A 10,778-nucleotide genomic window follows, 5' to 3' on the forward strand; every position below is an offset into this window, starting at 1 on the left:
TAAAAATCGTAAACAAGAAAAAAATCAACAAAACTTTTTAAAAAAATCAAATGCTTAATTAAAGGTGGGGAAAAAATGAAAATTGGATTAGAAACAGAAAGCTATCACTTGCAATTTATTACGGGTCGAATGGATATTTTCGGTTTTATCAGAAAAACAGCTGAATTGGGATTAGACGGAGTCATGATCAATATTGTTCCATGGCCAGGGTTGTCAGGATGGGGTACCTTAGAATCATTTGAGCCGGAATATTTAGAGAGAGTAAGAAAAGAAATTCAAAAGTATGGATTTTTCGCTGAAATAGACACAAATGGAAGCGATCCGGAACATCTAAAAGAAGTCATTAAAGCATCACATAGAATCGGAGCGGATGTGATTCGCACGTATACATGCTTGGGAGAGTATGATCCGGAAAGATTGAAAAAAGCACCAGAAGATATCAAACAAATTGTACCATTATTAGAGAAATACAGGATAAAACTAGCTGTGGAAAATCATGAGGAAGAGTTAACAGATGAGGTTATCCAAATAATAAATGAAGTAAACAGCCCTTGGGTTAGCGCTCATTGTGATGTGGGCAACGGAATGATGGCATGGGAGGATCCGGTTGAAGCTGTAAGAAAATTAGCGCCATATGCATTCACAACTCATTTTAAAGATCATATTATCATTCATGATGGYGAGGATTATAGGGTATGTGGTGTACCAGTAGGGACAGGCAATATTGATACAGAAGAGTGTTTTAAAATACTTGTTGAGAAATCTACCCTAACTAGAATCAACGTTGAAATGTGTTTTCCATATGCTGTCAATTTTAAGAGAGAGCTTGGTGCTGGCGGAGTCTTTGCGGTTGGAGAAGGAGCTTTCAAAGTCGAACAACCTCCATATGATTTAAGTGTCATTAAACCATTGGATTACTATTATCCTCCAAAAGAACTTTTAGAACAAATGATTGAAGATCAAGAAAAAGGTACAGTACAATCGGTTAAGTATACCCTTGCATTACGGGATAAATATTGCCGATAAATAATATGTAGAAGCAGGGGTGTTGTATAATTCTGTTCATATAATAAAAATTATTACAGCAGTTCTAGCTAATACTTGCTATTGGGTTGATAGAGAGCCTCTTTTGATTGCCAACATTACTGTCGCTTTGCTTTACGAATTCCAACACACGGTTCTTTAATAAGTGTCGCCTGTCTTGTTATAGTAGTAGTAACGGATACTAGTTCATTATGACATTAAAAAACCCCTCCCATTAAAGAGAGGGGCTTCAGTTTGTAGACAAAAGGGGTTCGGAATTAAAATTCTGAACCCCTTTTGAAATTCCCTTTGAATTTTCGCCTAAAGTTAAGAGATTCGGCTCTACGAGCCCACATGTTAGGCCATTTTTGGACCTTGCCATGTCCAATTGGCCATCTTCTTTAAATTAATGGCAGCGAAAGTAAGCAACGCCTGCATTGACAATTTTTTAAGTCCCCTTAAAGTAGTCCAACGCATACCATGCTTTTCTTTTGCATCTGCGAATACACGCTCAATCGTTTCTTTACATTTTGCATATATAGGTTTTACATCTTGATGATGACGCAGATGATCTGCTTCTTCCACATGTGTTTGCCAGATATGCCGTGTCACCACTTTTTGACAGTCTTTGCTTTCTGTACACCGAGATAAAAATGAGCATGTTGTACAAATTTGTTTTGGCAATTTGTACTCGCGATAGCCCTCTTTATTTGTTGTTGAGTACTTTAAAGTTTCGCCCGAAGGGCAAAGGTAACAATCAAAATGTTCATCGTATACATAGTCCTGTTTACGGAAAAATCCTTCTTTGGTGCGAGGACGTGTATAAGGTACTAAAATAACTGGATCAATACTTGGGCGTCCTAMCTCTGAATACATATCTTTCACCAAGTCATAAATGAAAGTGAAGTCAATGGCAGCCTCCATTTTACGAACCAAATGGTTCGGTGGCACCAGTTGATCTAAAGWAATCATTTCAAGTTGATCTCGCTGAATAGAATCATATTTAGAAAGCATCCTCATCACCTCAAGTTTTAATACTTCTATTTTAAAACAAAAATGACTCCAGGCAAAAGTGTTCTATCAAGGTAAGACAAAGTTGATTGGAACGGAAGGTACGAGACTCCTGCGGGAAAAGCGCGTCTAGGGGAGACCCCGCAGGCGAAAGCCGAGGAGGCTCCCCGACCGCCCGCGGAAAGCGAGTGCCTGKAGTGGAAATCAACGTCCAMATTGTACARGCCATAAAAATAGACAAACTCGATTTTCATCGAGTTTRTCTACAGTCTGAAGCCCCTCCCATTAAAGAGAGGGGCTTTTTCTTATTCTGATTTTTGACTATTTCTGCACTTTTTCACTGATTCAGTATATACTTACGATGTTTCATCCTGCCGTGCATTTTTTTGTAAAAGATCACGGATTTCCTTTAAATATTGCTCGGATGCCGGTACCGCTTCCAATACCTCTTCCTCGTTCGCTTGTTTTTTTCTAATAAGAGAATTCGCTACCTTCATAAACATGAAAATCGCAAATGAAATGATCAAGAAATCAATCACAGCTTGGACAAATATACCGTATTTAAGAACTGCGTTTCCAACTTTAATGGTTAACGAAGAAACATTGATCCCCCCTAATATAATTCCAACTAGCGGTGTGATAATATTTTCGACTAGTGATGAAACGATTTTCCCAAAAGCAGCACCCATTACAACAGCTATTGCAAGATCGAGAACGTTTCCTTTAGTAATAAATTCCTTGAATTCCTTTATCATTGTAACTACACCTTTCTTTTTTCAATTGATARAAGCATATCAGAAACATGGTGAAAATTGAATAGTGTAAGAGGCATCCTTAATACCAAAGATAGGACCATCCAACCTTTTAATCATTTGAATCCGTTAATATAATGCCAATCACGACACTCCGATCAAAGGAGATAAAACGTTGGGAGGGCAGAGCGGAACGACTATGGCGTCATTTTTCAATGTCACGCAAGGCCGTTTTCACCAACTTGAGGAAGGGGGTGAATATAAATGTATTCGTTTGGCGATAATTATATTATTGTACTACCCCCTAAGTGGTACTCCTCCATTGTTAAAAGCCCTTCTCTTAATTGAGAAGGGTTTTTTGTTTTGGGATTTGTTAAATGGTTTTTGTTAATAGGGGGTATTTGGACTGAACTTAGATCGAATTGGATTTTTTATACTTCTTTCCAACCAACAATATCAGAGGAGAACCTATAATGCTTGGAAGAAACCAAAAAATTAATGGGTTCCATTCATTCAAGATAGTTATATTGGATACATTTACTACAAGAATTGCTGTACAAATAGCGATATAGGAACCGAGCATCCCGCTAATATGAGAGGCAATCCAGTTTTTCCATTTCTTCTTACCAGCTATATAGCCTATAAATGCGAAAGAATATGAAAATATTCCAATGAAAAATAAATATGCGCTGCTTTCCCAATTCAATATTGCCATAGTCAGGGATGTGACAAAGACTACAACATATGCACTGTGATAAATTTCACCACAAATTGTATGCATACCTCTTTTTTTCTTTGAAGACATAGCACCTATTCCACTAATAAGACATATTGCTCCAGCGCAAATGTGAATGAACAGAATGGTCTTAAAGATAAGCAACCTTCCCTTCGTTAAATAATCTTTATCAAAATGTAACAAATTAAATATTTATTTTATTATAATACAAATATTTACCAAAAATATGAATGTTAATTTTCAAAGAAAAAATCAATTCGGTTAGGGCGGATGAGTTTCCATACAATGAAGCATCCTTTCAAAACGGTCAGGCGCTGTATTTGTTGCGGAAAATCGTCAGTGAATCTGGTTTTTATGTGTTAATTTCTATATTTGGAATAAAGGGTCAGTGCGGTACACAAAAGGGAATTGTATCGTCCTTTTTAGGGAAAAAGGAGGATTTTACGTTTCATTTGGAGAATATTTTGACAAATGGGGGTGGAATAATTGCGACAGCATATTGAACAGGATTTATCTAAAGAGGATATTTTTAGGATGATTGTTAAGCACCTTGATGTATTTCCGTTGACTAGTATAGAGGCTATAAGAGAAGTGATCAGAAGTTCTTTAAATCAAAGAGGCTTGATAGGGGGGATAACCAAACAAACAGGAGCCGCTGCATATAACCGAAAAATATCAGACCAGGATATCCAATTAATAAATGAGTGTATTTGTGACCTCTTAAATAGCCGCGTTATCCAACCTGGTATTAATGAAGTCAATCAGGATTTACCATGGATTTCTGTTTCTGATAAAGAGAAACTTGAAACATTGGTGAACTCCCAATCTTAACTTTTTACATATCAAAGCCCTTCTCTATATCGAGAAGGGCCAATTTTTATTTGAATTTATTAATCAATAATAGCAATAATATAAAAACCTCTAATTAATTGTATGTTTCACCTGTAAGGTGGGATTCAAACATATCGATAATTTCAAGGAATCGTTCGGCCTCACGGAAAACGTGATCAGCCAAAAGTGGATGGATAATGCTCTTGATTTTGCATTCTTCGATTAAATCCCTGGCCGTTTTCTTAAAGTCTCGAAGTGATACGACGGAAACGCGGTTCTGATCTAGAAATTGATCCAAAAGAGGGGCGGTTTGTGATTGCGGTTTCATGGACTCTAAGTCTACGGCTTGAAAGACTAATTGATCAAAATCATTACTGAAGTTTCGCGCCATATCCACCAGCTTTCTTTCCGATGGATCAAGGAGATGTCCGATGAATTTTGCATGATCCGCCATGATTCTTAAAAAGAAAACATTTTCTTTGATGATCGCATCTGCAAGAGGTTTCAATTTACCCTCATTTAATTCTTTTAATCGTTTTCTAAAATAATTGGCTTCCCTGCTTGTATGGTCAACTAATAGCGGGAAATTGTTCGCACCAGGCAATTTACACGTGAGTATTAATCCCAATACTTTTCTTTTAAATAAAAATATGCCTGTAGCAGCTTGCTGGACCTCCGTGTTAAATCTCCTGATCTGTTCGGGATCAGCTTGATTTGTTAATGAATGGGATTGCTGTTCTATCCGTTCAAACAAATGATAAAATTGATTAGCTTCCTCAATTAACTGTGTATCTTCACATCTAAAACCCAGTCTTAGAAATAACGAGTGTTCCTTCATTATTCTTGACCAAAAACGAATCTCATCTAAAGAGCGTGCAACAAACATTCCCGAGTTATTCCTCATATTGGCTTCCTGTATGTTCTCACTCATAACTAATGCCCCCTTTTAACAAATCCATCATTAAAAGCATATTAACGAGGGGGCATTATTATTCTGCTCGAATTGCAAATCCTATCATTACCGATATCCTTTTAACACTTCAAACCAATGAGTTTTTTTGTTTTCTCTTGTAGGAAAAATACCGTGATTCATCCATGTTCTTGAAGAAAAGTAAGCGAGTATAAAGGAAGGAAAAACGATTTCGAACTGAGGGGGGTACAAAAATCCTGGACGATTTGAGTCTTATCTAAAGGCAGTTTTCACATACTTTGTTGCTATTTACCAGGTAGTGAGTTGTGGTTGATTTYCCCTCCAGATGCTCGCTTTCCTTGGTGCGGGCGGTAAGCCTCTGTGGGGTCTCACCTGTCCCGCTGCTCCCGCAGGACGCTCCAATCAACCTTAAATAGTTTCGTTTAAAAACAACAATCTTTACGAAAAGAGCCTATCTAAAAAACCCTTAGACTTAAATCATTCTAAGGGTTTCTACATTTAATTTATCCGTTTCAATAAGTTACAGTTGATAGTCATTTGTCAGCAAGTTCATTTATTTTTTTCGTAAGCTCATTAAATTTTTGGTCGAGTTCTGTGTACGCTTTATCGTTTGGAGTCATAAAGCTAAGCTTTCCTAAAACTTCTTGTCTTTCTGTTTCAAGCGTTAATCGCAGTTCTTCTAGATCATCTCTTTTTAAGGGTGATTCATACAATTGCTTTTGTATGCGATTATTTGAAATGACGAGTTTGCTGCTTGTCGTTTTTTCGAGAAAATATCGATCATGCGAAACGACGAGTAGCGTTCCGGTGTACTGTGCTAAAGTATCCTCAAGTTGTTCCCGTGAAGCTAAGTCCAGGTGATTTGTCGGTTCATCCAAAATGAGCACATCTTTTTCCTCTAATATATATTCCATTAACTTACATTTCACTCGCTCACCCATACTCATATTCTTAATGGGTTCTGTCCAATGAGATACCGTGAAGCCTAAATRCTTCATTAAAGTTTGAACGTGCCCTCTAGATTCGAAAGTTTCTTTATGAAATAGCTGGGCGGGTGTTAGTTCAAGTGGTAAATCAAACACTTCCTGCGTCAAATAGCCTGTTTTTGCAGATGGTGAAATCCATACATCGCCCGCATAAGTTTCATGTCCAAGGATTATTTTTAATAATGTCGTCTTTCCGCTGCCATTGGGACCTATTATGGAAACCTTCTCACCATGTTGAATCGTGAAATTGACGTTTTTAAATAGTGTTCGACCGTTAAAAGACTTAGTTAAATTCTTAACTTCCAAAAAACGTTTTCCCATCTTGTTTTTTGCATGAATTGAAAAGCGTACAGTGTATTCTGGTTCAACAGGTTCAGTTTTTGCTTTTTCAAGCTCTTTTTCAAGACGCTTTTGTTTAGACTTTACCTGTGCATCCATGCGCTTTGCTTTTACGCGATAGTATTCCTTAATTCCTTCCTTTTTGGTCGATTGGGAATGGGCTTTTTTTGACCAAGAGGTGATTTCTTTCATTTGTCCCTCAATCCGTTCAACCATTTTTTGCTGTTTTTCATATTCACGTTGTTGTGTAAGTCTTTTCTGTTTGCGAACCTCCATATAACTGGAATAATTCCCTCTGTGCTCAATTAGCTTTTTATCTTCAATCGACCAAATTTTCGTTGCTACAGCATCCAAAAAATAACGATCGTGCGAAACAAAAATGATGGTACCTCCATAATTTTTAATTTGTCCTTTGAGGAATTCTAAACTTTCCTCATCAAGGTGGTTCGTCGGTTCATCTAATAGTAAAAGGTCAGCATCTTTAGAAAGTCCTTTTGCTAACCGGGCTTTCAGTTTTTCTCCCCCGCTTAATTGTCGGAAGTCATGGCTTGGTACATGCATTTTATCCAGTAATTTAACCTCTGAAGGCGTCTTATCTTCTGAAGAATGGGACTCGACTTCTTGTTCAACCATAAAAACGTTCACGTCTTGCTGCAGCCATTGGATTTGTCCATGTGCAGGCTCTAAATCATTATTGATTAATTGCAACAACGTAGATTTTCCGGCACCATTTTTACCAATGATACCGATGATCTCGCCTTTTTGAACTGTAGCATTAACTTTTTCAAAAATGTTCTGGTCCAATACTTCATAACTAATATTGGTTAATTTTAAAAGTTCTTTCATATAATCCATCCCTCTCTTTAAGGGAGAATAAAAAAAATCCTCCCAGTTCATTTGGAAGGATTAGTCGTACCTGTGCATTATCAAATAAGAGCTATTTTTACGATAGCTCTAAAATTTATAGAAAATGGGCAGACTAATCCTATTTTGTATGATTTGAAATATGCGATTTCAAATTTTAAAAATAAGATTAGTTAATCATCGGCCACCCATCATCCCTTCTGATATTAATAAAATCAGTATAGCATAAAATAATCTTTGAAAACAAAAGGAAACAGCATATTACTTTGCTTTCAATCTGAATTTAAGGCTGTTTTAACATACTTTGTCGCTATTTACCAAGTAGTGAGGTGTGGTTGATTTCCCCTCCAGATGCTCGCTTTCCTTGGTGCGGGCGGTAAGCCTCCTCGGCGTAAACGCCTGAGGGGTCTCACCTGTCCCGCTGCTCCCGCAGGAGTCTCGCACTTCCGCTCCAATCAACCTTAAATAGTTTCGTTTTAAAAACAACAATCTTTACGAAAAGAGCCAAATTTAAAGATTTAAAATTGTTTTAACCCAATCAAATATCTTATTATAAGGTGGGCAGTGGGCAACCAGCCTGCAGTTTTCACTATATGATGTTTTTTTAAGGGATATGTTAAAATCATAAAACATTTACCCCCATAGGGTTATTTCCTTAAGGAGGACTTTAATATGGAATATATCAAGGGAATCGATGTTTCACATTGGCAAGGTGCTATAAATTGGGGGGAAGTTGCAAAGGCAGGCGTGAAGTTCGTTTTCATTAAAGCAACAGAGGGAACGAGTTATTCTAAGCTATCCTATTTCAAAGAAAATGCACCACTAGCATTGGCAGCGGGATTGAAAGTCGGGGCCTATCATTATGCAAAGTTTGCAACTGTTGCAGAAGCAAAGGCTGAGGCTGCTTATTTTTTAGATTCAATCAGCTCGTTTGCTTTAAATTACCCTGTTGTTCTTGATCTTGAGGAAAATAAAAAAAAGGCAAATAAAAAAACGCTGACCGATGCCGCAATCGCTTTTTTAGCAGCCATTGAAAAAGCTGGATACACGGCTATGCTGTATACTGGTAAATACTTTCTCGAAAATGATTTAGATGAATCAAGGTTCAAGAATTACGCTTTTTGGATTGCCAGATACAACAGGACGTTGGGACGCAACACGGACATTTGGCAGCATTCTGATTCAGGTAAGGTAAGTGGAATCAGCACAAAGGTGGATTTGAATATAGCCTATAGGGATTTTACAAATACCATAAATACTGTTAGGACTGACGAACCACATGAATTTAAAACTGAAACAATCTCAACTTATACTGTAACAAAAGGCGACACACTTAGCTTCATTGCAAAAAAACATAAAACAACCGTAAAATCGCTTGTCAGTCTAAACGGAATTAAAGACCCAGACAAAATTAATATCGGTCAAAAATTAAGGTTGAAATGAGCAAAGGAACTTTCAAAAGGTCAAAACAAGTAGGGGGAGCGGGTGTGCGAGACTCGCGGGAAAAGCGAGTCCAGGGGGAGACCCCACAGGCGCAAAGGCGCCGAGGAGGCTTCCCGGAACGCCCGCGGAAAGCGAATGCCTGGAGAGTAGATCAACGTACAATTTGTACAAATCCTTAATTTACCGTAGACAAACTGGCTCTTCTTATTAAAGAGGAGCTTATTTTAATGGATATTATATTTCTTTAAGTTCGTCTATTGCTACGTCAGATCTTTCCTCTAATGGGCCTCTTAGATGTACTGTAGCTGTTCTTCCATCTTCATTTAAATTATCAATCCAAACTGAAGTGCCATTATATCTAACCTCAATGTCAGATGAAGACGAAAGAATCTGCTTTACACGCTTAGCATCCATATAAATCCCTCCCTGTTAATTAGTCTTCCTATTATTTAGGGAAATCCTTGATTTTATTCATTTGATTAATGTTGCAACTAAATCATATAAGGAACAATGATGTTTACCTTTCCATGTTATCCGCCCTAGCTCTCTTTTTAATTAAGCTTGTATGAAAAGATGGGGATTATTAACACCTAAAATATTGAGTCAAATGAAAGTGACTATGTTTTTGTTACGAATATCTCCGTACAATGGCAGATGCCAGGAACATCATAAAAATATATGACAGAAATATCATTTAATGGAAGAATAGGAAGTTGGTGCTTTTCGAAGTGCGGAGATATAAATCCTAACCAATTGGAATGAAGTCTAAGCATAAAAGAATATTATAGAGCTGACGGATGCTTTACTTTAAATAGGGAGTAAGCTAATTGGACGGAAGGATTGAATAAGGAAGAAGAGAAGATGGGACAATATTGGAGGAGAAAGTGTTGTTGGGTTTGAAGTCATATACGCATTCTTTTACATGCTTTTAGGGGGGTATCATGGAATTATCGTTATTATTGGAATATGGCTGGGTGTTAATTATTCTAATTTTTTTAGAAGGTTTATTATCTGCTGATAATGCATTGGTTTTAGCCATAATGTCAAAGCATTTACCAAAAGAACAGCAAAAAAAAGCGATTAATATTGGATTGCTTTTGGCTTTTATATTTAGGATTGGTGCAATCTTCATCATTTCGTACCTTTTCCATGTTTGGCAAGTTCAAGCCATTGGGGCTGCATATCTGATTTTCATCTCATTAAAGCATTTATTAAAAAGGGATCACGGAGAAAAAGATAAAAAAGGGAAAAGCTACCGGATGACCGTTGCGCAAATTGCATTGGCTGATATTGCTTTTGCTATTGATTCCATTTTAGCTGCAGTCGCTCTAGTCATTGCCTTGCCAGATACGCCAATGGGGGATATAGGAGGAATGGATGGGGCAAAATTCATTGTTATTTTATTAGGGGCCATTGCAGGTTTAATCGTCATCCGGTTTGCGGCAGGATACTTCGTTAAGGTACTGACGGAGCGGCCTAGCCTCGAAACGGCAGCCATGTTAATCGTTGGTTGGGTAGGGGTTAAGTTATTAATGCATACCCTTGCACATCCAGCCGTGCACATTATCTCTCACGATTTTGTTGAAGGACCGGTTTGGAATATAATCTTTTGGTCTGTCATGCTTCTTATCGCTATAGGCGGATGGTTTTTATCTGGAAAAACAGTAAAAAACGATAAGCAAAATCACTAATGTTATTAAGAGTTGAAATAGTTCATTTAATTCCCTGAATGAGCTCCTTAGGGTTATTTTTTTGTAAACGTTGCCAAATTAGAACTTTAGACAGACTTCAAATTTGAACTGCACCTCCAATTGTTAGAATGATGTCTAACAATTGGAGGTGCTTTTTTGCCATTGCTGCCA

Annotated in this window: 9 protein-coding genes and 2 pseudogenes; 4 read left to right on the forward strand and 7 right to left on the reverse strand. The window is 37.4% G+C overall.

What is annotated here, in order from left to right; genetic code table 11:
- Positions 1 to 75: 75 nt before the first annotated feature.
- Positions 76 to 1,026: a sugar phosphate isomerase/epimerase family protein gene (locus AC1DVB_RS01975; protein ID WP_477587948.1), complete on the forward strand. Its 951-nt coding sequence runs from the start codon at positions 76 to 78 to the stop codon at positions 1,024 to 1,026.
- Positions 1,027 to 1,380: 354 nt separating this feature from the next.
- On the opposite strand, the pseudogene AC1DVB_RS01980 reads toward AC1DVB_RS01975, so the two are convergent.
- The 4 genes and pseudogenes from AC1DVB_RS01980 to AC1DVB_RS01995 form a co-directional block, all read right to left on the reverse strand.
- Positions 1,381 to 1,857: pseudogene (locus AC1DVB_RS01980) on the reverse strand (transposase); the annotation flags it as partial.
- 6 nt (positions 1,858 to 1,863) lie between these two features.
- A pseudogene (locus tag AC1DVB_RS01985) lies at positions 1,864 to 2,043 on the reverse strand (transposase); the annotation flags it as partial.
- Between the two features lie 347 nt (positions 2,044 to 2,390).
- Positions 2,391 to 2,789: a large conductance mechanosensitive channel protein MscL gene (gene mscL / locus AC1DVB_RS01990; RefSeq protein ID WP_268572780.1), complete on the reverse strand. Its 399-nt coding sequence runs from the start codon at positions 2,787 to 2,789 to the stop codon at positions 2,391 to 2,393.
- Positions 2,790 to 3,198: 409 nt separating this feature from the next.
- Positions 3,199 to 3,666, reverse strand: a complete 468-nt coding sequence (locus AC1DVB_RS01995; protein WP_057276210.1) for a DUF2306 domain-containing protein — start codon at positions 3,664 to 3,666, stop codon at positions 3,199 to 3,201.
- Positions 3,667 to 4,008: 342 nt separating this feature from the next.
- Here AC1DVB_RS01995 and AC1DVB_RS02000 point away from each other — a divergent pair, with 342 nt between their 5' ends.
- Positions 4,009 to 4,353 (forward strand): hypothetical protein, encoded by a 345-nt coding sequence (locus AC1DVB_RS02000; RefSeq protein ID WP_057276208.1) that lies wholly within the window; start codon positions 4,009 to 4,011, stop codon positions 4,351 to 4,353.
- A 94-nt stretch (positions 4,354 to 4,447) separates the two neighbouring features.
- Here the strand turns inward: AC1DVB_RS02000 and AC1DVB_RS02005 are convergent, their stop codons facing one another.
- Positions 4,448 to 5,284, reverse strand: coding sequence for a DUF2935 domain-containing protein (locus tag AC1DVB_RS02005; protein ID WP_098187000.1), 837 nt, complete (start codon positions 5,282 to 5,284; stop codon positions 4,448 to 4,450).
- A gap of 533 nt (positions 5,285 to 5,817) precedes the next feature.
- Positions 5,818 to 7,455, reverse strand: coding sequence for a ribosomal protection-like ABC-F family protein (gene abc-f / locus AC1DVB_RS02010; RefSeq protein WP_477587952.1), 1,638 nt, complete (start codon positions 7,453 to 7,455; stop codon positions 5,818 to 5,820).
- A 690-nt stretch (positions 7,456 to 8,145) separates the two neighbouring features.
- Between abc-f and AC1DVB_RS02015 the strand changes: the two genes are divergently transcribed.
- Positions 8,146 to 8,916, forward strand: coding sequence for a GH25 family lysozyme (locus tag AC1DVB_RS02015; protein WP_477587954.1), 771 nt, complete (start codon positions 8,146 to 8,148; stop codon positions 8,914 to 8,916).
- A gap of 234 nt (positions 8,917 to 9,150) precedes the next feature.
- Here AC1DVB_RS02015 and AC1DVB_RS02020 read toward each other — a convergent pair whose 3' ends face one another.
- On the reverse strand, positions 9,151 to 9,330 hold the full coding sequence (locus AC1DVB_RS02020; protein WP_034313120.1) for an H-type small acid-soluble spore protein: 180 nt from the start codon (positions 9,328 to 9,330) through the stop codon (positions 9,151 to 9,153).
- 527 nt (positions 9,331 to 9,857) lie between these two features.
- On the opposite strand from AC1DVB_RS02020, the gene AC1DVB_RS02025 reads away from it, so the two are divergent.
- Complete coding sequence (locus AC1DVB_RS02025; RefSeq protein WP_095679481.1) at positions 9,858 to 10,607, forward strand: TerC family protein; 750 nt, start codon at positions 9,858 to 9,860, stop codon at positions 10,605 to 10,607.
- Positions 10,608 to 10,778 lie beyond the last annotated feature (171 nt).

This window comes from Peribacillus sp. P4_D6 (assembly GCF_056401795.1).

Coding starts and splice junctions, on each gene's coding strand:
- mscL (WP_268572780.1), bottom strand. CDS start 2,789: ATGATAAAGGAATTCAAGGAATTTATTACTAAAGGAAACGTTCTCGAT.
- AC1DVB_RS02005 (WP_098187000.1), bottom strand. CDS start 5,284: ATGAGTGAGAACATACAGGAAGCCAATATGAGGAATAACTCGGGAATG.
- AC1DVB_RS02015 (WP_477587954.1), top strand. CDS start 8,146: ATGGAATATATCAAGGGAATCGATGTTTCACATTGGCAAGGTGCTATA.
- AC1DVB_RS02020 (WP_034313120.1), bottom strand. CDS start 9,330: ATGGATGCTAAGCGTGTAAAGCAGATTCTTTCGTCTTCATCTGACATT.
- AC1DVB_RS02025 (WP_095679481.1), top strand. CDS start 9,858: ATGGAATTATCGTTATTATTGGAATATGGCTGGGTGTTAATTATTCTA.